This is a genomic window from Bacillus sp. LM 4-2, assembly GCF_000978495.1.
GTDB lineage: Bacteria > Bacillota > Bacilli > Bacillales > Bacillaceae > Bacillus > Bacillus subtilis.
In genome coordinates, this window is the sequence record NZ_CP011101.1 from 3775133 (window position 1) to 3799511 (window position 24379).

Annotated in this window: 22 protein-coding genes and 1 pseudogene; 11 read left to right on the top strand and 12 right to left on the bottom strand. The window is 45.1% G+C overall.

Annotated elements, in window-relative coordinates; translation table 11 throughout:
* Positions 1-350 precede the first annotated feature (350 nt).
* The 3 genes from slrA (at position 351) to bslm_RS18810 (ending at position 2758) form a co-directional block, all read left to right on the top strand.
* The gene (gene slrA / locus bslm_RS18800) at positions 351-509 is read left to right on the top strand and encodes a transcriptional regulator SlrA (RefSeq protein WP_003243648.1); all 159 of its coding nucleotides are present in this window, start codon (positions 351-353) and stop codon (positions 507-509) included.
* A gap of 402 nt (positions 510-911) precedes the next feature.
* The gene (locus tag bslm_RS18805) at positions 912-1220 is read left to right on the top strand and encodes a DUF485 domain-containing protein (RefSeq protein WP_003227392.1); all 309 of its coding nucleotides are present in this window, start codon (positions 912-914) and stop codon (positions 1218-1220) included.
* Positions 1217-2758 carry a solute symporter family protein gene (locus bslm_RS18810; protein ID WP_038429827.1) on the top strand — a complete coding sequence of 514 codons (1542 nt, stop codon included), beginning with the start codon at positions 1217-1219 and terminating at the stop codon, positions 2756-2758. The genes bslm_RS18805 and bslm_RS18810 overlap by 4 nt, the downstream gene beginning before the upstream one ends.
* Before the next feature lie 12 nt (positions 2759-2770).
* On the opposite strand, the gene bslm_RS18815 is transcribed toward bslm_RS18810, so the two are convergent.
* The 7 genes from bslm_RS18815 to cidR form a co-directional block, all read right to left on the bottom strand.
* Positions 2771-3391 (bottom strand): DsbA family oxidoreductase, encoded by a 621-nt coding sequence (locus tag bslm_RS18815; protein ID WP_046381419.1) that lies wholly within the window; start codon positions 3389-3391, stop codon positions 2771-2773.
* A 282-nt stretch (positions 3392-3673) separates the two neighbouring features.
* Entirely contained in the window at positions 3674-4924 is a 1251-nt protein-coding gene (gene efeB, locus bslm_RS18820; RefSeq protein ID WP_029318658.1) for an iron uptake transporter deferrochelatase/peroxidase subunit, read from the bottom strand.
* Positions 4925-4942: 18 nt separating this feature from the next.
* Positions 4943-6100, bottom strand: coding sequence for an iron uptake system protein EfeO (gene efeM / locus bslm_RS18825; protein ID WP_046381420.1), 1158 nt, complete (start codon positions 6098-6100; stop codon positions 4943-4945).
* Complete coding sequence (efeU, locus tag bslm_RS18830) at positions 6097-7542, bottom strand: ferrous ion permease EfeU (RefSeq protein ID WP_046160982.1); 1446 nt, start codon at positions 7540-7542, stop codon at positions 6097-6099. The genes efeM and efeU overlap by 4 nt, the downstream gene beginning before the upstream one ends.
* A 156-nt stretch (positions 7543-7698) precedes the next feature.
* Complete coding sequence (gene thiE / locus bslm_RS18835; RefSeq protein ID WP_046160983.1) at positions 7699-8367, bottom strand: thiamine phosphate synthase; 669 nt, start codon at positions 8365-8367, stop codon at positions 7699-7701.
* Positions 8364-9182: a hydroxyethylthiazole kinase gene (thiM, locus tag bslm_RS18840; RefSeq protein ID WP_029726196.1), complete on the bottom strand. Its 819-nt coding sequence runs from the start codon at positions 9180-9182 to the stop codon at positions 8364-8366. Before thiM ends, thiE begins: the two co-directional genes overlap by 4 nt.
* A 7-nt stretch (positions 9183-9189) precedes the next feature.
* Positions 9190-10095 (bottom strand): cidABC operon transcriptional activator CidR, encoded by a 906-nt coding sequence (gene cidR / locus bslm_RS18845; protein ID WP_003227377.1) that lies wholly within the window; start codon positions 10093-10095, stop codon positions 9190-9192.
* A gap of 105 nt (positions 10096-10200) precedes the next feature.
* On the opposite strand from cidR, the gene bslm_RS18850 reads away from it, so the two are divergent.
* The 4 genes from bslm_RS18850 (at position 10201) to bslm_RS18865 (ending at position 12783) form a co-directional block, all read left to right on the top strand.
* Positions 10201-10587: a CidA/LrgA family holin-like protein gene (locus tag bslm_RS18850; protein WP_003227375.1), complete on the top strand. Its 387-nt coding sequence runs from the start codon at positions 10201-10203 to the stop codon at positions 10585-10587.
* Positions 10569-11246, top strand: coding sequence for a CidB/LrgB family autolysis modulator (locus bslm_RS18855; protein WP_003227371.1), 678 nt, complete (start codon positions 10569-10571; stop codon positions 11244-11246). Before bslm_RS18850 ends, bslm_RS18855 begins: the two co-directional genes overlap by 19 nt.
* Positions 11247-11349: 103 nt before the next feature.
* Positions 11350-12552 carry an MFS transporter gene (locus tag bslm_RS18860; RefSeq protein ID WP_046381421.1) on the top strand — a complete coding sequence of 401 codons (1203 nt, stop codon included), beginning with the start codon at positions 11350-11352 and terminating at the stop codon, positions 12550-12552.
* A 33-nt stretch (positions 12553-12585) separates the two neighbouring features.
* Complete coding sequence (locus tag bslm_RS18865; protein WP_003227367.1) at positions 12586-12783, top strand: YwbE family protein; 198 nt, start codon at positions 12586-12588, stop codon at positions 12781-12783.
* A 33-nt stretch (positions 12784-12816) separates the two neighbouring features.
* Here the strand turns inward: bslm_RS18865 and bslm_RS18870 are convergent, their stop codons facing one another.
* On the bottom strand, positions 12817-14004 hold the full coding sequence (locus bslm_RS18870) for a class I SAM-dependent rRNA methyltransferase (RefSeq protein WP_046381422.1): 1188 nt from the start codon (positions 14002-14004) through the stop codon (positions 12817-12819).
* Positions 14005-14124: 120 nt separating this feature from the next.
* Between bslm_RS18870 and glxA the strand changes: the two genes are divergently transcribed.
* The gene (glxA, locus tag bslm_RS18875; protein WP_003227362.1) at positions 14125-14505 is read left to right on the top strand and encodes a glyoxalase GlxA; all 381 of its coding nucleotides are present in this window, start codon (positions 14125-14127) and stop codon (positions 14503-14505) included.
* 249 nt (positions 14506-14754) lie between these two features.
* On the opposite strand, the gene bslm_RS18880 is transcribed toward glxA, so the two are convergent.
* From bslm_RS18880 to celB, 3 genes and pseudogenes are all read right to left on the bottom strand, one after another.
* The gene (locus bslm_RS18880; protein WP_046381423.1) at positions 14755-16047 is read right to left on the bottom strand and encodes a Kelch repeat-containing protein; all 1293 of its coding nucleotides are present in this window, start codon (positions 16045-16047) and stop codon (positions 14755-14757) included.
* Between the two features lie 382 nt (positions 16048-16429).
* Positions 16430-17107 (bottom strand): DUF2711 domain-containing protein, encoded by a 678-nt coding sequence (locus bslm_RS18885; RefSeq protein ID WP_041338005.1) that lies wholly within the window; start codon positions 17105-17107, stop codon positions 16430-16432.
* 78 nt (positions 17108-17185) lie between these two features.
* Positions 17186-18521 (bottom strand): annotated as a pseudogene (gene celB / locus bslm_RS18890) (PTS cellobiose transporter subunit IIC).
* Between the two features lie 227 nt (positions 18522-18748).
* Here celB and epr point away from each other — a divergent pair.
* From epr to sacY, 3 genes are all read left to right on the top strand, one after another.
* A complete protein-coding gene (gene epr / locus bslm_RS18895) occupies positions 18749-20686 on the top strand; it encodes a minor protease Epr (RefSeq protein ID WP_046381425.1) in 1938 nt (645 codons plus the stop codon).
* A 426-nt stretch (positions 20687-21112) separates the two neighbouring features.
* Positions 21113-22492 carry a SacY negative regulator SacX gene (sacX, locus tag bslm_RS18900; RefSeq protein ID WP_046381426.1) on the top strand — a complete coding sequence of 460 codons (1380 nt, stop codon included), beginning with the start codon at positions 21113-21115 and terminating at the stop codon, positions 22490-22492.
* A gap of 53 nt (positions 22493-22545) precedes the next feature.
* Positions 22546-23388: a transcription antiterminator SacY gene (sacY, locus tag bslm_RS18905; protein ID WP_046381427.1), complete on the top strand. Its 843-nt coding sequence runs from the start codon at positions 22546-22548 to the stop codon at positions 23386-23388.
* A gap of 52 nt (positions 23389-23440) precedes the next feature.
* Here sacY and bslm_RS18910 read toward each other — a convergent pair whose 3' ends face one another.
* On the bottom strand, positions 23441-24301 hold the full coding sequence (locus tag bslm_RS18910) for a glycosyltransferase family 8 protein (protein WP_015714932.1): 861 nt from the start codon (positions 24299-24301) through the stop codon (positions 23441-23443).
* Positions 24302-24379: the final 78 nt, after the last annotated feature.

Genomic DNA, 24379 nt, shown 5'->3' on the forward strand with positions numbered 1-24379 from the left:
TTCTCCTGGCGGTAATGATTACCCTTATCTTACACCGGATCAATCTTTAGCGGTATTTATTTCTTTGAACGGTTATGCTATTCGGTTTCCCAGGGGTCATTTTTAATAGGCTAAATGATTTATTTTCATTTACATACTATCCAGTCAGTATTTAATTGTTTATTATTATAAATAAGGTCCATTGGTTATATTAGTCATTTTTTTAGGGAATAGGTAGGTGGTTTTTCCTTCAGTTTGTGAACACCGAGCAACTATGTGTGAAATTTGTTGTACTCGCCTCATCATCGCGCTGGCTTGTCTTTTATTGCCCGCATGTTGCAGGAAAACATTTTATACAATTGGAGGTTACTATGAAAACTCATGTTAAAAAAGATTTGGACAAAGGTTGGCATATGTTAATTCAAGAAGCTAGATCCATTGGATTAGGCATTCATGATGTGAGGCAGTTTTTAGAATCTGAGACAGCATCGAGAAAGAAAAACCACAAAAAAACCGTCCGGCAAGACTAGTCCGAACAGGCGGATCTATTTACCTCTGGCTTTTCTATCACCTGATCTGAGTTTTCACCATATCCTCTATTCAAAAGCAAATCGCTGCGCTGAGCTTGAGGACAAACGGTGTGTCAGCTAACTACGACAGACAGCCGGTGATGCGAACATGATAACCGTGCTCTGGTAAACAGCAGCTTTGCTGAGAACAAGCTGCATTCGGTGAGGTTTTGAAAGCAAACTCGTTTATACACGGCCGAGCTTGAAAACCTTCGCCTGTCTTTAGACCACTGTGTTCACCTCTTCACGACTTCCTTCTTTTTTCATCCTCCAGATATTGTTCAACGCATAAATCGGACTTTCAGTACATACCTATTGGTGTACCTTTTTGCTTACGTTTAGCGAATAAAAGGAGGGAAAGCCATGTACAAAGCTGATTATAAACAGATTGCTGCAACGCCGTCTTTTCAAGCTTTTTTAAAGCAGAAACGCGCTTTTATTGTTCCTTCTGCGATTTTCTTTTTTGTTTTTTATTTTTCACTCCCTGTTTTGACATCTTATTTCACCTTTTTGAATGCACCGGCCATTGGAGCTGTTTCATGGGCTTGGCTGTTCGCCATCGCCCAATTCGCTATGACCTGGATACTGAGTACTGTGTATTCCCGGAGAGCCGCCCATTTCGATAAGTATGTAAGCGCTTTAAAAGAGGATCTGAAGGGTGAACAGACATGAATATGACTGCTTTTTTATTATTTTTGGCGATTGTTGGCCTGACGCTTATTATCACGTATTTTGCCGCGAAGCGGACGAAAACGACGAGTGAGTTTTATACGGCGGGCGGCGGGCTCACCGGCGTTCAGAATGGACTGGCAATTGCCGGTGACTACATGTCTGCCGCCTCGTTTCTCGGGATTGCCGGAATGATTGCGTTATATGGATTTGATGGCTTCTTTTACAGCATCGGTTTTCTGGTGGCTTATCTCGTTGTCTTGTACATCGTGGCGGAGCCGCTTCGGAATCTTGGAAAGTACACGATGGCAGACATGATTGCCGCTCGCTTTAAAGAAAAGAAAATCCGCGGTGTCGCGGCTCTCAATACCATTGCCATCTCTACTTTTTATATGATCGCCCAGCTCGTGGGGGCGGGCGCGCTGATCAAACTGCTTCTAGGGCTGGATTATACTATGGCTGTCCTCATCGTCGGAGTGCTGATGACCATTTATGTCGTGTTTGGCGGCATGATCGCGACAAGCTGGGTTCAAATTATTAAAGCCGTTTTGCTGATGGCCGGCACACTCGTGATTTCGATTATCGTGTTTTCGAAATTCGGCTTTAGCCTCAATACCATGTTTGAGCAGATGAAAACGGCTACTCCGCTTGGCGCTGATTTTTTGAATCCCGGAAATAAATACAAGGTGCCGCTTGAGACCTTGTCGTTAAACTTGGCACTCGTGCTGGGAACCGCCGGGCTTCCGCATATATTGATCCGGTTTTATACAGTTAAGGATGCCAAGACGGCCCGTACATCCGTTGTGTCAGCGACATGGATTATCGGTGTGTTTTACATTATGACGGTGTTTCTCGGCTTTGGTGCCGCGGCATTTGTCGGTTTTGACGCGATTACAGCGGCTGATCAAGCGGGAAATATGGCGGCTCCGCTTTTAGCAAAAGCGCTCGGAGGAGACTTTCTGTTCGCGTTTGTATCAGCCATCGCCTTTGCCACCATTTTGGCTGTCGTGACAGGGTTGGTGCTGTCTGCCGCCTCAGCATTTGCCCATGATATTTACAGCCAGATCATCAGAAAGGGAGAAGCAACTGAAAAAGAACAAATGAAAGCGGCCAGATGGGCTTCTGTCGCCGTGTCAGTACTCTCGATTCTCCTTGCGATTTTTGCACAATCCTTAAATGTGGCGTTCCTTGTTGCACTCGCGTTTGCGGTAGCCGCCAGCGCAAACCTTCCGCTGATTGTGTTTACAGTCTTCTGGAAACGATTCAATGCCTCAGGCGCTTTATGGGGCAGCCTGACAGGCCTGATCAGCGCGCTTGTGCTGGTATCGATGAGCCCTAGTGTGTGGGACCCGGCCGGAGGTGCTATTTTTACCGGTGATCCGCTCATTCCGCTGTCTAATCCAGGAATTATTTCCATCCCGCTCGGCTTTCTCGGCGCGTGGCTCGGAACGGTGCTGTCGTCTGATAAAACAATTGATGAAGATACGTTTGCAGAAATTCAGGTGAAGGCGCATACTGGCGTCCATATGGAACAGGAATAAAAAAAGCTCTCTTTATAGAGAGCTTTTTCCTTGTCTTTTCTTCTGTTCGTCAGAAATCGCTTTTTCAAATACATCCTTGCCGGCAGCACCTGGAATTACAGTGTCGCCGATAATAAAGGTTGGAACGGCTGTGATGTCAGCCTCTTCATAAGCGTGCTTCAAGGCTTGGCGTTGCACGTCCTGATATGTTCTTGTTTCCAGTGCTGATTTAAATGATGCACCGTCTAATCCCACTTCCTCGGCGAGCTTCGTCAAGATGTCAATATCGCCAATATTTTGGCCCTCCTGGAAAAACGCCTGAAAGACACGGGTGTTGTATTCATGTCCTTTATTGTATTCCTTCGCAAAATGGAAGCCTTCAAACGCGAGGTCTGTATACGGATGGGGCGAGACGTTTGGAAAATTGATCTCGACTCCTAATTTCTCCGCCATTGGCTGAATTGATGTCTGCCACATGTACTGTTTGGAAGGATCATTGACCGGATCAAGCTGAGGAGATGGGCTTGGGCGCAGTTCAAACGGCATCCACTCGACTTCAACATCCTTTTCTTTTATTGCTTCTTCAAAAGCGGCTTTTCCAACGAAACAAAATGGGCAGACGTAATCTGAATAAACTTTAATGTGTACTGTCATGATAATCTCCTTTCGTATAAATTGATTTTAAACTGTAACAATTAAAGTTACAACTGTTTTTTAAATAAAGAAGCCGATTAAGGCTTCTTTCAGATTGTTGACAAAATCCTAAAAAGTTTTAGGATTTTGTCATCCTTTCAGCGTGATTGAAAACCCTTGAAGTCTAGGAAAGCCGAGCATTGGAGCGGAGCGAATGCTCTAATTCGTGAGCACCAACGCACAGGCTTGACAACGAATGCGAGGGTTTGTCGACACGCTGAAAGAAGCCTGTAAAGGCTTCTTTTATGATTCCAGCAAACGCTGGGCAATATATTCTCCTTTTTTGCAGCCGCCTGGGCATGCGTATAAAGCAGAACCGATTGTTTGTGTATATTCGTTTAACGCATCCTTTGCTGAAAGAGCCTTCAGCATCGGGATAAACTGATTGTCGGGATTTTTTTGAAAACTGATAAACAGAAGACCTGCATCCATATAGCCGGTTTTCGGATCAAGCCCTTCTGTGTAAGAGAAAGCTCTTCTCAAAATTTGTTTTCCCGTAGATTTCGCTAGACTGACGTGTGAATTAGACGGAATTTGATTCAGCTTCACGGGATCTGTTTCCTTTTTCTGCCCAAAAGGCGCCCCTGAGCTTTTTCTGCGGCCGAAGGTATCCTCTTGGTCCTTGAGGGAAGAGCGGTCCCATATCTCAAGGAACATTTTGATTTTCCGGAAAGCCATATAGGTGCCGCCCGTCATCCAGTCAGGCTCACCGGACTGAACCCACACGATCGAGTTCATCAAGCTGTCATCCTCCGTGCTCTGGTTGCCTGTTCCATCTTTGAACCCGAAGAGGTTGCGCGGTGTTTCGCCATTTTTTCCTCCGCTTAAAAAGCCTTTGTTCACAAAGCGGACCTCACAAGTGCCGACCGCTTGATTTAGCAGGTTACGCAGCGCGTGAAACGCCACTTGCTCATCGTCTGCACATACTTGAATGCAGATGTCCCCGCCTCCCTGCTTTTCATCCAGGTTGTCATTGGGCATCGCTGGAAGAGCGGCTAGGTGCTTCGGCTTTTTGCTTTTCAGCCCGAAGCGGTCCTTTCCGTCTTTTTCAAAAAAGCTAGGCCCAAATCCGAATGTGACCGTTAAGTTGGAAGGGGATAAATCAGCAGACTCACCTGTATCCTGCGGCGGCAGATATTGATTTCTCTGCTCCGCTGACATTTTCTTGCCAGATGTCAGCATCTGTGTGAGACTTGTCCAGTTTCTAAATAACGTAATGATGTCGCTTTTGTCTTTTGCTGTTACATCCAGGGCAGCAAAATAGACATACGTCTGATGGGCAGTTGTGATTCCGGCCTGATGCTTTCCGTAAAACGGAACAATCTGCTCCTCCTCTTTTTCATCCTTTTTCGATGGCTTAGCCGCAGTCTGAACAAGCGGAGCGAGACCGCCGAGACCGCTGGCACCGATCGCAACGGCTGCCCCCGCCATCGCTCCCCATTTTAAAATGTCCCGTCTGTGAATTTGTTCTGGCTTTTTTTGTTCATCGCTCATGATGTTACAAAACTCCTTTTATAGCACATTCGCAATCTTCGACATGGTTTCAGAAAGAGTCGTCAGCTTTGTGCTCAGCTCTCTGATTTGCTTTTCACTTAATTTATCATAAGACGTATAGGACTGATCACTTGTTTTGTATTTTGCCATTAAAACTTCAAATTCGCTGAACTCCGTATCCAGTTTTTCCGTCAAGTCGGAGTGATCTTTTACAAGCGCGCTTTTCACTGTTTGATAAACGGCTTCGGAGCCTTCCACATTTGCCATAAGGTCAACTAAATCAATCCGTGAGTAGCGCTCTTCTTCTCCCGTGATTTTCGAAATTCCGGCTTCGTTCAGAAGCTCCATCGCGCCTGCAACAATTTGTTCAGGGGTTAATTTCAGTGATTGAACTGAACCGTCAAGCTCTTTTACATCCTTGAGAAGCTGGTCAGCTGTTGCCTTTTCCCCGGAAATATCTTGATCCTTCCAAATGGCCTTCTCAAGCTTATGGAAGCCTGTCCATTTGTCTCCTTCTTCAACATCGTTTTCTCGTGCATCAATTTTCGGGTCAAGATCTCCAAGGCTTTCAGCGATCGGTTCGATACGCTCGTAATAAACACGCGCTTTCGCATATAACGTTTTGGATTTTTCGATATCACCGGATTTCACAGCACTCGTAAATGCTTCAGTCGCTTTGACAAGCTGGCCACTCTGCTTTTTGACATAGCCTTTATACTCATCCGCTGCTTTAGCCAGCTGATCGCTAGCCTTTTTGCCGCTCTTCTTCGCTTCTGTCAGGTCTTCTAAGGATGCTTTCAATGACTCGGATTCTGTCTTGATTTTTGCTGCATCCGGTTTGTCTTTTTGCGCTTCTGTGTAGATTGGCTGAAGATGCTTTTCGATTTCTGTATATTCGAATGGATAGTCGCTGCGAATATCGTTTTCAAAGGAAAGCCAGTAGCTGTTTAACTCTTTCCCCTTCTTTTCAATCTCTTTTTGGTCTCCTTTTTCCGCTGAGTCATTCAGCTTAGAAATGATGGTTTCCATTTTATTTACGGATGCGGTGATTTCTTTAGTGACCCCGCTTTTTTCAGATGAAGCTTTTTCTTTGGTTGAAGATGTGTCATTGGCTCCGCAGCCTGCGCACAGCGCAAGTATGCATCCGGCTGATACAGCGATTTTTGTGAAATTCATTTTGTCAGTTCCTTTCCGTTTGTAAAATGTTTTGCCGCTTCTGAAACAAGCGCAATCAGTAAAAAGAGGAAAATCAACATTTGCGGAATCGTGCTGTACACAGACGGATAAATTCCTAGCACCGATACAGACGGCAGCCAGCTTTCTGCATCAGACGGAAGAATGCCCGCCAGCTGAAGGCTGTGAACGCCGGTTCCGAGAAATTTCACGCACATATACAGGACAACCGCCATTGATAGAAGAAAAAACGGCTTCAATGGAATGCGCATTCCGAGCTTGATCATCAGAACACCGACGATGACGAGAACGATAAGCCCTGCGGCAGTTCCGCCGATCAGTTCAGTGAGCGGAAGCTTCCCGACAAGCCCGATGAAAAAGATGACCGTTTCGAGACCTTCTCTTACAACTGCCAGAAATGCAATGAGCGCAAAGGAAAGCAGGCTTCGTTTTTTTAGTGCCTGTGACTTCTGGATATTGATTTTTTCTCTCCATTTATCCATTGAGGCGTTTCTGTGCAGCCACACCCCGACATACAAAAGCATGACAGCGGACAGTACGCCGGTAACGCCGCCAAGCAAGAAATTGTTTTCTCCGAATACACTGGAGGAGAACAGAACCGTGACACCGATGCCGGCTGCTAAGGAAACAGCCATGCCGGCGGACGCCCCGCCCCAGATCCATGTCGAGGAACGCGTAACCCGCGCTTTTTTTGTCATGGTTAATAGCGCTCCGATGACAAGGAGGGCCTCCATTCCTTCACGAATCGGGATCAGCGCCGCATCCCACCAGCTGTAGCTGCTTGAAGCGATCGGCTCGAGCAATTGAATCATTTCGTCAATTTGCTTTGATACCTTTTCAGGATGGCTGCCGATCTCCGCCTTCATCAGCGCCAGATTTTCCTCCGATGTCGTATAGGCTTCTTTCGATTGGGACACGACATCTCCCTCAACAGCGAGCCAGGATGTAACTAAATTGTCGATTGCGGATGACGCTTCATCCAATTGTTTTTTTTCTATGAACTGTTTTGTGTCTTTCAAGCTTTGTATATAGGCTGTTAAGGACGCCCTTGATTGACCTGAGGATGTCTTTTTCAGCACGACAGCCTGCTGATAGGTTTCTAAATGAGACGCAAGCTCTTCAAGCTGTGTTTTGAGCTTGCCTGCGTCTTGATTGATAAAAGAAAGAGAAATCATCGCGATATTCGCGTCCATTTCACTGTGAGAAGAAAGGTTTTCTTTCTTAATAGAAGGTTCTTCTTTTTTCCACTTCGCTTTGAAGGTGTCAAACGTTTGTTGTGCCGAATCCATATCCCCGTCTTTTACGGATTTGATCATTTGCTTGTTTAATTGAATTAATGCGGCGATCGGATCATCTTCCGCATGTGCCGCAGAACCGAAAACCATCAACAAGCTGAATAGAATAAGTGCCAGCCCCCGAGCCATCATGTTCCTCCTATAATTGAAAATGATTATCATTGTATAACATAATCATAGCCAGTTCTTGTCCTTTGTCAATTAAAATTTGAAGGTCTGAAAACCTTGATGGACAGCAAAAAAGCTGTCCTTTTACAGAACAGCCCTTTGAAGGAAAATGAACGATTATCTTCCTGTTTTATACGTTTGAATTTCCTCACGAAACTTGCGTGCAGCACTCTCAGGATCCTCCGCCTGACTGATGGCGCTGATCATACTGACGCCATCGGCCCCCGCTTGGATAACAGGTGCGGCATTATCTATTGTGATTCCGCCGATGCCGACAATTGGAATGCTGATGCCTTGACGGCGCACTGCTTCGATAAGAGATACACCCTGTACCGCTCTCGTATCTTTTTTCGTTTCAGTCGGATAGATCGGCCCAAGCCCGACATAATCCGCTCCGTCTTCTTCGGCTTGCTTCACCTCAGACATCGTATGAGCGGAAACGCCGAGAATCATATCACCTATGGCAGCTCTTACCTCTTTCGCATTTGCGTCTTCCTGGCCGATGTGGATACCGTCAGCTTTCAGCTTCAGAGCCATTTCCACATCATCATTGACAATGAACGGAATACCAGCTTCACGGCAAGCTGCCTGCGCTTTTTCAGCAAATTTAATCCGAGCCTCTCCTGTCAGCGCATCCCCGCCTTTTTCACGGAACTGGTACAGGGTGGCACCGCCTTTTAACGCTTTTTGTACAACTGTAACAGGATCGGCTTTCGTATTGTTTGACCCCATAATGAAGTATACAGATAATAACTCTTTCATCATTTCCCGAGAAATACGAGTCATGAGACAGTCACCCTTTCTATAGCCGCCCATTCTTGGACGTCTTGTTCAGTAACAGTTGAAAGCTTGTTCAGCAATTCAATCTGAAAGCTTCCAGGGCCTTTGTCAGCCGTCTGCTGTGCGGCAAGCTGAGCGGCGACCCCATACGAAGTAATGGCCGCAATAGCAGCAAACAATGGATTTTCTTCCACAGCGCAAAACGCACCGACGACGGAAGTCAGCAGGCAACCGGCGCCTGTCACTTTTGTCAGCAGCTTGTGGCCGTTATGAAGGGTGTATACATGTGACGTGTCGGCTATGACATCAACTTCACCAGTTATCGCAATGACCGTGTTTAGCTTTTGTGCCGCCTGCTGAGCCAGCCGGATGATGTCGCCTCCGCCTTCACCCGCATCAACACCTTTGATCAGCCAATCGGTCACGCCGACGGTATGGGCAATTTCCGCCGCATTTCCTCTGATTGCAGCAAGGCGCACCTCACGAATGATGTCACGTGCCGATTCAGTGCGGAACGGTGTTGCTCCGGCACCGACAGGATCAAGAATGACGGGAACGCCATGTTCATTAGCTGATTTCCCCGCGATGATCATCGCTTCGACTGACTCCTTGCTCAGCGTTCCGATATTTAAAACGAGTGCACCCGCAATCTTCGCCATATCGGCGACCTCTTCTTTCGCGTATGCCATAACGGGCGATGCGCCGAGCGCGAGCAGGCCGTTTGCTGTGAAATTCGTTACGACATTGTTGGTTATGCTATGCACCAGTGGGCTATGCCGGCGGACAGCAGTAAGACATTTTGCTGCTGATTGTGCATCCATGTTTGCATCATCCTTTACTATCTTTTTTCGGGTCCCATAAATACGATTTCGTATGTTCGAGCCAAGCTCTGGCCGCAAACGACAAGTACCGGTCCTTTCTCCAAATAATGGCGAGGTGCCAAGGGATGACCGGATCGACAAGCGGAATGACTTTCACTTTTTCCGGGTCAAGGCCGCGGCAGATTCGTTCCGGCAAAAGTCCGATCCCAAGGTTGGCTGATACCATCTCACTGATAAAATCCCATTGTGATGTTTCATAAATGATATGGGGCCGGAACCCAGCCTTGATACATTCCGTCATAATTCGGTTGTGCAGGACAAAATCCTCTCTGAAGAAAATAAAAGGCTCGTCCTTCAACTCACGCAGCTGACATTCTTTCTCATCAGCCAGCCGGTGGGAAGGGTGAACGACAAGCATTAAGGTTTCTTTTACGATTGTAAACGAATGAAAGATATCTTCGTTTGCGGGAAGGACCACAACGCCGATATCAAGAGAGCCGTCCCCGACACCTTCTTGGACTTTTATAGAACCGTCTTCGACTAGCTGAAAGGTGACATTCGGATAGTTTTCACGGAAATCGCCGAGCACTCTCGGGAAAAACCCCGATCCGATCATCGGCGGCAGTCCAATCCGTACGTGCCCTTTCTTGACTTCCATAATATCATTTAATTCTGACGTCAGGTTTTGAAATGATTTAATGATTTCCTGCGCCTGCACATACATGCTATGGCCGGCATCAGTCAGTTCTACCTGCCTGCCGTTTCGGTAAAACAGTTCAATTCCGAGCTCTTCTTCTAAATTTTTGATCATTTTTGATATCGTCGGCTGAGAAACATAAAGGGATTGGGAAGCCTTCGTAAAACTTTTTAAACGGGCGACTTCCAAGAAATATGTTAAATGGCGGATATCCATGTGCTTCACCCTTTCTATAGACAAAAGGAATACTTCTTATTCTTAATATATATTTTACCTATAGCGAGACCTTATGTACAATAAGTATATAAGGGAGGCATCAATATGAAAAAACTGTTGCTAACCGTTATTCAAATCGCTCTGTTATTTATATTTGCTCGGCTGATTAATTGGGTGACAGCCCTTCTTCATATAAATATTCCCGGCAGTATAATAGGGATTGTGATTCTTTTCACATTATTGCACTTTAACATTATCAAGCTTGAATGGATAGAGCTTGGTGCAGCGTGGCTTCTCGGGGAGCTGCTTTTATTTTTTATCCCGTCTGCCGTCGGAGTGATTGAATACGGAGACATTATGTCGAAATTTGGTGTCAGCATTCTGCTTGTTGTCATCATCAGCACGTTTGTCGTGATGGTGTCTACAGGAACGCTTACACAACTCATTGCAAAGAGAAAGGAGAAAAAGCATACGTGTTCATCGGAATTGTAAGTTTGTTTTTAACGGTTTTGGTGTATTTAGGAGCAAAAAAGGTATATCAACGCTTTCCGCGTGTTTATACGTCGCCGCTATTGGTGACGCCCGCTGTGTTAGTCGGTCTGCTGCTGCTGGTGAATGTCCCGTACGAGTCCTATAATCTCGGCGGCGGATTGCTGACCGATATGCTACAGCCGGCCACCGTGGCATTCGCGATCCCGCTATATAAATATTTCCCTGTTTTAAAGAAATACGCAGTGGAAATTATTTTGAATGTGGCCGTCGGTTCATGCATCGCGATTATTTCTACCGCTCTTATTGCGAAATGGCTTCACCTCGGCACCGGCTTAATTGACAGCCTCGTCCCGAGATCAGTGACAACGCCGATCGCGATGAACGTATCTGAAATGATCGGCGGAATGCCTGCCGTCACAGCCGTGTTTGTGATTTTAACCGCTTTGCTCGGCACAGTGATCGGCCCGATGGTCATCCGCTATTTCCGTATTGATAACGAAATCGCGCGGGGCGTGCTGCTCGGCACAAGCGCACACGGAGCGGGAACGTCAAAGGCATTTGAGCTTAGCTCTGTGTCCGGCACGATTTCAAGCGTATCGATGATCTTAGCTGCGATTATGACGCTTTGCGCGGCGCCGTTTTTGCTTTCATTTATGTAAAAAACTGTCCTCTCGAGGGCAGTTTTTTTTATGTGCTTCCCCTTATTGAAAAGCTGACGAATTCCAATATAATGTATTTGTGGATACCAAAGGAGGCACCCTCATGCACAACTTGCAGGTGAGACGGCATTATGCCGCGTTAAAAGGATTTTATTTGTTTGCTTTTCTCGGTACGGGCAGCATGATTCCCCTACTCAGTATGTATTTAACGAAGGAACAGCATTTAAGCGGATCACAGGTCGGCTTGATCATGTCACTGGGCCCGATTGTGATGATTTTCTTTCAGCCGTTTTGGGGCATGCTGAGCGACTATACGCAAAAAACGAAAGGCCTGCTGGCGGTTTGCACATCAATCACAGGCATCATTGGACTAGGCTATATTGCATTTGACAGCTTTCCTCTGTTTATTTTGATTGCGGCCTGTTTTGCAGCCTTTCAAAGCACGATTATTCCACTTTCGGACAGCATTTCACTAAGGTACACACAAGAAACAAACGGCAACTACGGCGGAATCCGCCTGTTTGGCTCTCTCGGCTTCGGCGTCGCGGTGTTTGCCATGGGACAGGTGACGAACCAGCTGTACCCCATTCACGTGATCTTTATCTTTGGCTGTGCCTTTCTGTGCATTGCCGCCATATTGGCTTCTCAAATGCCGGGCCAGCAGAAAACGAAAACAAAGGTCAATATCCGCAAAGGATTCCGGGAGCTTATCAGCAACAAAACTGTCCTCATCTTTATGATCATCACCTTTACGACATTTGCTCCAAACTTAGCGAACAATACGTATTTCAGTCTTTTTCTGGACAAAAGCGGCGCGTCACTTTCCGCTATCGGCATTTTATTTTTCATCGGCGTTATTTCAGAAATTCCATTTATGAGATTCGCCCAAACATTTATAGATAAAATGGGGCTGCTCAACGTCATTATGCTGTCAGGCGGAGTCTCATTATTCAGGTGGGCGCTCTATTTCACGGCGCCTTCACTATGGATCATTTATGCGACGGTCTTTCTTCAGGGAGTGGCCATCGGTTTATTTATCCCGGCGGCGCTTCAATATGTGAAAAAGATTACCCCAAGACACGTTGAAGCGACGGCGCTGACCATGTACGCCGCCATTGGCAACGGGTTCGGCAACTGGTTCTGCACATTTGCAGGCGGGTACATTTTTGACTACGTGTCGATTTTCGCAGTCTACTTGCTTTTTGGCATTCTGAGCATAGCAGGCTTTGGCCTGACATTATATTTAATGAAGGCTGAAAAAAACAAACATACACTTCATCAGCCGGCTGTTACTTTTAAACCATAATGACTATAATGAACAAAAGAAAGGATGTGCGTTATGAACGGGCAAGAGCGAAACAGCATTTCGAAAGGGTTGCAGGTTGATATTGTATTGAAAGCAGATCAAAAAACAGGAAAACTGACGAGAGGGACAGTGAAGGATATTTTGACGAAATCAAACTTTCATCCGCATGGCATTAAAGTCCGTCTTGAAGATGGCCGCATTGGCCGCGTCCAGCAGATCATTTCTACATAAAAAAAGCTGCCCCTGAACAGGGCAGCTTTTTCATTATTTTTTCTGCAGAAGGACCACTTTCAGGTAGTTGCCTTCCGGAAATGCCGAAATCGTTTTGAAATCCTCCGGCAGCGTAAATTCCTCAATGATGGTGTAGCGTTCGTTTGTTTCTTTAAATGCGGCATCGATAAAGCCTTTGAATTTCTTCATGCCAAAGGCGCTGCTGTTTGTAGAGGCAACAATGACACCCTTGTCAGCAGTGATGGCGATCGTTTCCTTCAGCAGGTTTTTATAATCCTTGACCGCGCTGAAGGTGCGTTTTTTTGTGCGCGCAAAGGAAGGCGGATCGAGAATAATCAGATCAAAGCGCAAATCCTTTTTTGCAGCATATGAAAAATAGTTAAACACGTCCATCACTTTAATGTCGTGCGCTTCGTAATCCAGCTTGTTCACGCTGAATTGCTCGATCGTTTTGGCCAGACTTCGGTTTGCCACGTCGACGCTTGTTGTTTTCTCCGCTCCGCCAAGCGCCGCTGCCACGGAGAATGCACCCGTATAAGAAAATGTATTTAAAACGGTTTTCCCTTTTGCATAGCGGTCTCTGATCGCCTTGCGCACGTGTCTTTGATCCAAAAAGATGCCCGTCATGGCGCCTTCATTCAGATCCACCGCGTATTGAATGCCATTCTCCTGGATGATGATCGGGAACTCGCCCCTTCTCCCTTTCACGAAGTCATCATCTTCAACGTATTGTCCAGCCGTGTCGAAGCGTTTCTTCTCGTAAATCGCTTTATAATCAAGATCCATCTCATCCAATGCGGAAATCAGCATGTCTTTAAAGGTGTAAATCCCCTTGCTGTACCATTGAATCAGCAGGTAGCCGTCATAATAGTCGATGGTGACGCCGCCGACACCGTCGCCCTCACCGTTGAACAGGCGGAAAGCTGTTGTATCTTGAGCCTCAAATAGTTTGGCGCGCGCTTGGGCCGCTTTTGTTAATTTGGTGAGAAAAAATGCCTGGTCAACCTGTTCATGTTTATTGCGGGTAAGTGTCCAGCCGACCCCTTTGTTTTGCAGGCCGTAATAGCCCCGCGCGAGAAACTCGCCGCTCTCAGACACGATATCAACGAGGTCTCCTTCTTTCATGTGCCCCGCACTCCCTGCGAGAGCTTCTTTTTCGATAAGGGGATAGCCTTTTTTGATTTTGGCAGCGTGTGCTTTCTTTAGGATGAGTAGCTTCATATATGTCGTCCTCTTTCTGTTTGCTTTCTCTTATCGTACCACAAAACGCCAAGATGTCTGCATTGACAGAAAGGAAAGGTTTTTCTACGATAGACAAAAAGAGTTTCGAGGAGGAGCAGCATGCCAAAACGAATTGACCATACAGGCATCATGGTAAGAGATATTAACGCGTCCATCACATTTTATGAAGAGGTACTCGGCATGAAATTGAAGGATCGCATCACACACACGAACGGTGTAATCGAGCTTGCATTTCTTGGCTTTGAAGACGGCCCGGAAACAGAAATTGAACTGATTCAAGGCTACAGCAGCGAGCTTCCCGCTGAAGGAAAAGTGCACCACATTGCCCTGCTGACTGATGACATCGCGGCTGAATATACAAAAGCGGAAAAAATGAACGCAAAATTTATCGACGAGGAGATCACAACACTTCCAAACGGATACCGTTATTTCTATATCGAAGGCCCTGACGGTGAGTGGATTGAGTTCTTTCAGCGATAAAAATAAAGAACGTACATTTTGTGATGTACGTTCGAGCCTGATTAACAGAGAGTATGTCATATCCGGAAGGCCAGCAACACTACATCAGTTTCCGTATGAATTCCGCAATTACTTGAAGGTGTGGCGAAGCCGTATCTAGGCGCGCATCCTATGCATGAAGGGGAGGATGAGAAAAAAATCTCTTTAAGCAGAATAAAAAAATTAGTGTAAAATAAAAAGGCCATTCAGTTCACTGAATGGCTGACAGGCTTACTTATATTTGTTAACCTCAAACATTAAAATATTCTTAAATACAACATAATCTTTTTTGCTTTCAAACGGCCCTTTGTTGTTGTCATGCTCATCAATTACATAAAAACCAGGTCCTTCCCCTTTATCACGTGCTCCGTACCATTTGATGAAATCATTCACTTCCTTCATGGAAAGCTCATATTCCTTTTGTAGACCGTTGGTCATCGTGACTACAAGAAGAGCTTGCCCCTCATCTGAGCCAGATGTTACATCATCATTATCTTTATCTCCTGGTATTGTCGTATCACCACCAGAAGGCTTATCTTTTTCACCTTCTGTACTACTATCTGATTTTATACCTAAATCTTTTAATGAAATTGCATCAACTGATTTATATTTGAACGCTTTTTCAGCAAAACCGCCGTTTTGCTCCCTTCCGCCTATCATGTAAAGAGTATCATCAACTATTACAGATGAATGCGCCATTTTGTAATAGTCTGTTTTAGGAACAGATAGAGTTGTAAATGTTTCCGAGTTAGGATCATAAACCCTAACTGTATAGACATTCCCTGTTACCAACATCTTACCATTATAAACCACCGACGAAAGATAATGTCCTGAAAATCCTCCCTTTTTTACTTTCCAGCTATCACTCACTGGATTATATTCATACATACTTTGATTCGATGCTTGTCTGCCGCCAGAAATATATAATTTATCATTGATTACCGCCGAGGTTCCATCAGTTACCTCATAATTAAATCTTTGTTTCTTTTCCCATTTTTTATTTTCCAAGTCATAACTATAAGTATTCCCATAATCTTTATGAGCTAAAGTATTCCCAGATCCGACTACATATATTTTCTTTCCGATGACCCCTGCGTATAAACTATTCGCTGGAATTTTCAACTCAAACGGAAGATCATCCATTTTTTCCCAAGTATCAGTTTTGGTATCATACACTTCTACTGTATTGACATACCCCTCTAACGATCTGCCCCCCATTACATAGATCTTATTATCAACGGTAACAGTAGCAGCACCCGCTCTCGCTGTAGGCATGTTAGCTTTCCTCGTCCATTCATTTGTTTTTGGATCATACATAAATGTTTGATTTTCAGCATAGTTCGCAGTGCTCCCACCACCAATTATGTAAATTCTTCCATCGACAACACTGCTACTTGCATGAACCCTCGCCTCTGGTAAATCCGCCTTTTTTTTCCATCCAATTTCTTCAGCCGCACTCGCAGTCTGGAACGATTGAGTCACTGAAATGATCAACAAAAGTAACATAATTAAGTATTTCCTCAAATTAAACACTCCTTTTTAATAGGTGCACTTAACAAATATCGACTTCGTTTACCAATTTTTTATAGCTTTTATTGAAATTTATGTTAAAATGCATTGTTCTCGCTCTATTATAGGAGTGTCTTTTTATAAATTGAAATAAAATCAAAAACTAGCTGACATTATACATCAAGGAGTTGATGATTTACAGATATTGTATCAGGATATCATCGAGTAGTACTTTCTTTATCAGTTAAGAGCTTAGAAAGAAAATCTACAGAAAAAAAACTGGCGTCTATTTATATATACTTTCATATTCAAGAAACCGCTATAGACCTTCGCACAGAGCAAAACAATAGGGAAAATTCAACATATCCAACGTACATTTTGTGATGTACGTTCTTTTTTATCTATACCAACTGATATACGTTGACTCATCGCAAATCATGGCTTCCCAGCCCATACGCTGAACCAGGTCATTGATGTTTTTATCTTTTGCTAAAAAGACATTAATGAATGAGTCATATACACTCATAAACACAAAATCCATTTTCTCATCAGTCAAAACGAGCTCTGCTGCGGCTTCATCAAGAACCGTCCGCAAGTTGGCTTCAGTTATGTCCAAAACGCCGCGGTTTTCCACAATCGGTTCTGCGTAATAAAACCGATTGGATCCGTTCGCACCTAACACCTTTACCAAACTCGGAATATGAAAATTTGAAATATGATCCTCGCTGGGATAATAGAGGTCTCCATTTATGTTTTCATGTAACACCTCAGCCAAATCCTCTCTCGCGAACTCGTCCCTTAAAGCGCCTATCGACGTCATTAAAGCCAGCGCCAGCTCAGCATGTGTTTGAAAGCCGCAAGAAGACATAACCTTCTTCCAGGAAACAGCCTTGCCTATTCCTCTTATTTCATCATCGTTTGGATAAATATGCTCGTAATCATTTTTTCTTTTTGCATTCTCCCATCCTTCAGGCATTTGGATAAAAGGAGAAAAGATAAGTGCAGCAGATGAGTATTCAACTGGTACTTGTTGTAAGATTGGTGATTCGTCATCTAACCATATATAATCTAGCATGCGCACCTCCTTTACATATTCTAACATTCTCTTTCGTTTAAAAGGAGATGATCAGCCCTATGACAGGCTGATCATCTATCACATCACATTTTTATCCGCCAGATTCAACCGCACTCTCTTCCCGCCATTTTTGATGATCCCATATTCTGAAAAACGGATAGTAGATAGCACAGGTGATCAGCAGATTTACCAGCTGCATAACGGCGCCCGACACCTTTCCGCCTGTCGCCAGGTAGCCTGATATGAGCGGCGGCATCGTCCACGGCACCGCGATTCCGGCCGGTCTTGCCACCAGCCCGGTGCTCATGCCGATATAAGTCGCGGTAATCGTGAGGAGCGGTGCGATGATAAATGGGACAATAAGGAGCGGATTCATGACAATCGGCATGCCGAAAATGATCGGCTCGTTGATATTAAAAAGCGCGGGCCCAATCCCTAATCGGCCAAGCTGCTTCATTTGTTTGCTGCGAGATCGGACAAGCATCGTCAGGACAAGCGCCAGTGTCGCTCCGCTCCCGCCGACATTGATCCAAATTTGAAAAAACTGAGTCGTAAAAATACTCGGCAGCGCCTCGCCCGCTTGGAAGGCAAGACGGTTGGCATCCATCGCGCCGTACCAAATCGGCGCCATGATTCCGCCAATGATGGAAGCCCCGTGAATCCCGCACGACCAAAGCAGCATCTGCACAAATTCAGCGATCAGGCTTCCGCCGAGACTGCCGCCTAGGATGGAAAGCGGTGTGCCAAGCAGGTCTCCTACGACATTGTGCAGACTCTGAAAAGGTGTCATTTCAATCAGAAGGCGCGCCAGCCACACGAGAAACACAATGATAAAGCCGGGAATCAGCGCGACAAACGATTTGCTTACCGCAGGCGGCACACCGTCTGGCATTTTGAAGACGATATTTTTTTGAATAATGTACCGATAGATTTCGGTTGAAAACAAGGCGATCAGCATGGCGACAAATAAGCCCTTGCTGCCAAGCAGCGTGATCGGGATTCCGCCCCCTACCATGATGGGTTCCGTTGAGCCATCCGGTGTAAACGGCACCTCAAACGGCGTTGCCAATAGAAATGCGGCAATTGAAATCGCTCCGGCCGAAAGGGCATCGACACCATAGCTTTCCGCCAGCCGATAGGCGATCCCAAAAGCGGCAATCATCGCCATAATATCAAACGAAGCGTTAACAGGATATCCGAGCTTATCAGCCCACTCCTTCCCAAACACACTCGCCATGAAATCAGCATACCCCGGAATCGGCAGGCTCGTTAAAATCAAGAAGACAGACCCGATAATAATCAGCGGCATGGTCAGGATAATTCCGTCACGCAAAGCGCTGAGATGCCGCTGCCCGGCAATTTTCCCGGCGACAGGCATTATTTTTTCTTCCATTACCCGAGTGAATGCGCTCATCTTAAAAGCCCCCTTTTCTCATTGCTTTGTGAACAACCTCCGCAATGTTTTCTTTATCTTATTTTGAAAACGCTTACAAATTCATTTGAAAAATTTCCTCTTTATGCGGAAAAAATCTGCATTTTGCTAAACAACCCTGCCCATGAAAAATTTTTCCCTTCTTACTATTAATCTCTCTTTTTTTCTCCGATATATATATCAAACATCATAGAAAAAGGAGATGAACCATGAAAAACATGTCTTGCAAACTTGTTGTATCAGTCACTCTGTTTTTCAGTTTTCTCACCATAGGCCCTCTCGCTCATGCGCAAAACAGCAGCGAGAAAGAGGTTATTGTGGTTTATAAAAACAAGGACGGTAAGGAAACCATCCTGGACAGTGATGCTGATGTTGAACAGCAGTATAAACATCTTCCCGCGGTAGCGGTCACAGCAGACCAGGAGACAGTAAAAGAATTAAAGCAGGATCCTGATATTTTGTATGTAGAAAACAACGTATCATTTACCGCAGCAGACAGCACGGATTTCAAAGTGCTGTCAGACGGCACTGACACCTCTGACAACTTTGAGCAATGGAACCTTGAGCCCATTCAGGTGAAACAGGCTTGGAAGGCAGGACTGACAGGAAAAAATATCAAAATTGCCGTCATTGACAGCGGGATCTCCCCCCACGATGACCTGTCGATTGCCGGCGGGTATTCAGCTGTCAGTTATACCTCTTCTTACAAAGATGATAACGGCCACGGAACACATGTCGCAGGGATTATCGGAGCCAAGCATAACGGCTACGGAATTGACGGCATCGCACCGGAAGCACAAATATACGCGGTTAAAGCGCTTGATCAGAACGGCTCGGGGGATCTTCAAAGTCTTCTCCAAGGAATTGACTGGTCGATCGCAAACGGGATGGACATCGTCAATATGAGCCTTGGCACGACGTCAGACAGCAAAATCCTTCATGACGCCGTGGACAAAGCATATGAACAAGGTGTTCTGCTTGTTGCCGCAAGCGGTAACGACGGAAACGGCAAGCCAGTGAATTATCCGGCGGCATACAGCAGTGTCGTTGCTGTTTCAGCAACAAACGAAAAGAATCAGCTTGCCTCCTTCTCAACAACTGGAGATGAAGTTGAATTTTCAGCGCCGGGGACAAACATCACAAGCACTTACTTAAACCAGTATTATGCAACGGGAAGCGGAACATCCCAAGCGACACCGCACGCCGCTGCCATGTTTGCCTTGTTAAAACAGCGTGATCCTGCCGAGACAAACGTCCAGCTTCGCGAGGAAATGCGGAGAAATATCGTTGATCTTGGTACCGCAGGCCGCGATCAGCAATTTGGCTACGGCTTAATCCAATATAAAGCACAGGCAACAGATTCAGCGTACGCGGCAGCAGAGCAAGCGGTGAAAAAAGCGGAACAAACAAAAGCACAAACCGATATCAACAAAGCGCGAGAACTCATCAGCCAGCTGCCGGGCTCCGACGCCAAAACTGCCCTGCAAAAAAGACTGGATAAAGTACAGTCATACAGAAATGTAAAAGATGCGAAAGACAAAGTCGCAAAGGCAGAAAAATATAAAACACAGCAAACCGTTGATACAGCAGAAACTGCCATCAACAAGCTGCCAAACGGAACAGACAAAAAGAACCTTCAAAAACGCTTAGACCAAGTAAAACGCTACATCGCGTCAAAGCAAGCGAAAGACAAAGTTGCGAAAGCGGAAAAAAGCAAAAAGAAAACAGATGTGGACAGCGCACAATCAGCAATTGGCAAGCTGCCTGCAAGTTCAGAAAAAACGTCCCTGCAGAAACGCCTTAACAAAGTGAAGAGCACCAATTTGAAGACGGCACAGCAATCCGTATCTGCGGCTGAAAAGAAATCAACTGATGCAAATGCGGCAAAAGCACAATCAGCCGTCAATCAGCTTCAAGCAGGCAAGGACAAAATGGCATTGCAAAAACGGTTAGACAAAGTGAAGAAAAAGGTGGCGGCGGCTGAAGCAAAAAAAGTGGAAACTGCAAAGGCAAAAGTGAAGAAAGCGGAAAAAGACAAAACAAAGAAATCAAAGACATCCGCTCAGTCTGCAGTGAATCAATTAAAAGCATCCCATGAAAAAACAAAGCTGCAAAAACGGCTGAACGCCGTCGAACCGAAAAAGTAACCAAAAACCTTTAAGACTTGCATTCCAGGTCTTAAAGGTTTTTTACATTCTAAGAACATCACACACAACCTTTTTCCCATCCATTGTACAGGCTTTTCATACTATTGCTATACAGCCATGAACAGCATAAAATGAACGTTATTACAGTTATCACCACATATGGCGGGATTGTGACTGGGCAGGCAGGCAAGACCCAATGATGCAAAGGGAGTATTAGTGCCTAAAAAGCAGGGCATTTTAACTCTTCTTTTCGTGTTGGGCTCATAACGGCGCCTTGGACAACCCCTATTCTCATGCTCCGTCGTCGACGCGAGCATTTTTGTCATTTTCAGCCGGTATTTCTCACTTTTTTCATTTTGATTGTCAACTTTTCATTTGATACGATGAACAAGCCGACTTTTCTTCAGCAAAGGAGGTTTTGATTGCTTGCAGAAAGAGATTGCAAAAGAATTATTGCTGCTCGCAGGAGGAAAAAACAATATTATTAGCATCAGCCATTGTACGACCCGTCTTCGTTTTGATGTAAAGGACGAGACGAAAATTGATATACATGCCATTGAGAACCTGCAAGGTGTGCAGGGCACCTTTTTCCGCTATGGGCTTTTCCAGATTATCTTCGGAGCAGGCGTCGTCAACAAAATATATAAAGAAGTCGTTCATGAATGGGAGACCGCGCCTTCTGAAGAGCCTGTCCACCAGAAAAAAGCCAGCCGGAAGCTGAACCCTGCCGCAGCTTTTGCGAAAACACTATCTGATATTTTTGTGCCGATTATTCCGGCAATAACAGCAAGCGGCCTGCTCATGGGGCTGATCGGCATGATAAAAGTGTTTCACTGGTTCGCTGCCGGCAGCCCATGGATTAAAATGCTCGACCTCGTGTCCAGCACAGCCTTTATTTTACTGCCGATTTTAGTTGGCTTCAGTGCTGCACGGCAATTTGGCAGCAACCCATACCTAGGGGCAGTGATTGCAGGGCTTTTGACGCATCCTGATCTGCTGGACCCGTCTATGCTCGGCAGCAAAACCCCGTCTTCCTTAGACATATGGGGGCTTCATATCCCAATGATGGGCTATCAGGGTTCCATGATACCGATTCTTCTTTCCGTTTTTGTCATGAGCAAAATTGAGAAGCTATTAAAATCGATTGTGCCGAAGTCGCTTGATGTCGTGATCATTCCCTTTATTACGGTCATGGTGACAGGATGCCTCGCACTGATTGTGATGAATCCCGCCGCGTCCATCATCGGCCAGATCATGACACAATCGATCGTCTATATTTATGATCACGCCGGCATTGCCGCCGGAGCCCTTTTCGGCGGCATCTACTCCACCATCGTCCTATCTGGATTGCATCATAGCTTTTATGCAATTGAGGCAACGCTGCTTGCTAATCCGCATGTCGGTGTCAACTTTTTAGTGCCGATATGGTCGATGGCGAATGTGGCCCAAGGCGGAGCGGGGCTTGCGGTATTCCTCAAAACGAAACAATCAAGCCTGAAGAAAATTGCGCTCCCCGCTTCTCTGACCGCGTTTTTAGGCATTGTTGAGCCGATTGTATTCGGGGTAAATCTCAAATTGATCCGTCCCTTTATCGGAGCAGCCATCGGCGGTGCTATTGGCGGAGCATACGTGGTTGCGGTACAAGTTGTGGCAAATTCCTACGGGCTGACAGGCATTCCGATGATTTCAATTGTGCTGCCGTTTGGCGCCGCGAATTTTGTTCATTATATGATCGGTTTCTTGATCGCAGCCGTCTCTGCTTTTATAGCTACATTGTTTCTCGGGTTTAAAGAAGAGACAGAATAACTGGATTTATTCGTTTTCATTCATAAAACGGGGGATGAAAGGACAAAAAAGCTATGAAAATTAAAAGAATCTTAAATCATAATGCTATCGTCGTAAAAGATCAAAATGAAGAGAAGATTCTCTTGGGTGCAGGAATTGCGTTTAACAAAAAGAAGAATGATATTGTCGATCCGTCAAAAATAGAAAAAACCTTTATCAGAAAAGATACAGCTGACTATAAGCAGTTCGAAGAGATTTTAGAAACATTGCCTGAAGACCACATTCAGATTTCTGAGCAAATTATCTCTCATGCCGAAAAAGAGCTGAACATCAAAATCAACGAGCGCATTCATGTCGCTTTTTCAGACCATCTTTCTTTTGCAATTGAACGCCTGAGCAATGGGATGGTTATCAAAAATCCGCTGCTGAATGAAATCAAAGTCCTTTATCCAAAGGAGTTCCAGATCGGCTTATGGGCCAGAACACTGATTAAAGATAAACTGGGGATTCACATTCCTGATGATGAAATCGGCAATATCGCCATGCATATCCACACAGCAAGAAACAATGCCGGCGATATGACACAAACGCTTGATATTACAACAATGATCCGTGATATTATCGAGATTATCGAAATTCAACTGTCTATTAATATCGTTGAAGATACCATCTCTTATGAACGGCTTGTGACCCATCTCCGCTTTGCCATTCAGCATATCAAAGCAGGCGAATCCATTTACGAGCTGGACGCAGAAATGATCGACATCATTAAAGAGAAGTTTAAGGATGCCTTCCTGTGTGCCCTAAGCATCGGCACCTTTGTGAAGAAGGAATACGGCTTTGAATTTCCTGAAAAAGAATTGTGCTACATCGCCATGCATATTCAGCGGTTCTACCAACGGTCAGTCGCACGCTGAGACAAACAAAAAACGCTTTTGATCATCTCAAAAGCGTTTTTTTATATCTGTATTATTGGTTGATCGCCGGATTCCCAATCGTATTCCACTTCGTATAGGACATGTAATGGAAATACTCATCGCGATACGGATGTTTTGTATTGGAGTTCCAAGGCTTTTCTCCGCCGCAGAAGTGCACGATTGCCGGGTTTTCTCTTGTTTCATTATATTGCTTCCGCCCTAACAGAGTCGATGGGGTTTTCAGCTTTAACATAATATAGGTTTGAGCGTTCCAGCGCGGATGAAGTTCATACCACTGATCATACAAGATCGCATTCAGTGCATCTTGGTCATGCAGCACAAGAAAGTCTTCGTCTGGGTGTTCATTGATAAAGTTGATGACTTTTTCTGTGATGTTTTGCTTTCTCCAAGACTCAAAATCAATAATCATGATACCTGAGTTAAAATACTTCCCTGTATCAGTGACGTTCATTTCTTTCAGGCGTTCATGCTGCCCCGCATCCTCAACAGCGGCTACGGTGTATGGCGCAATGTCTAAGTCCCATAGCTTAGAAATATCCTCTAGGACAAGCGCATCGCAATCGATGTAAATCATTCGTTTGATGCTTTCATCCTTAATTAAGTCGGGAATCGAAATGCGGTAATACGCGGCTTTTGTAATATGGCTGCTCTCTACCGCATGTTCATACATTTTGGTATCCACTTCTAAAAACTCAATCGGCACTCCGAATTTCAAAGTGGTTTCTTCCAGTCTTTTTTTGTTATCAGGCTTAATTCCGCCATCAATGACGTATAATTTTACCTCTCTCTCCTGATCCATGTTAGTCAATAAAGAAACGAACATCCCACCTAAATGACGAGCATAATTATCATCTGCGCATGATACGATATGCATGATTTCATCTTTCCTCAATGGTATTCATCTCCCTTTTTGTTGTACAAGTTACATACCCTTTTTCAAAAAAATAAACACGTTCTCCGACATTTTTTT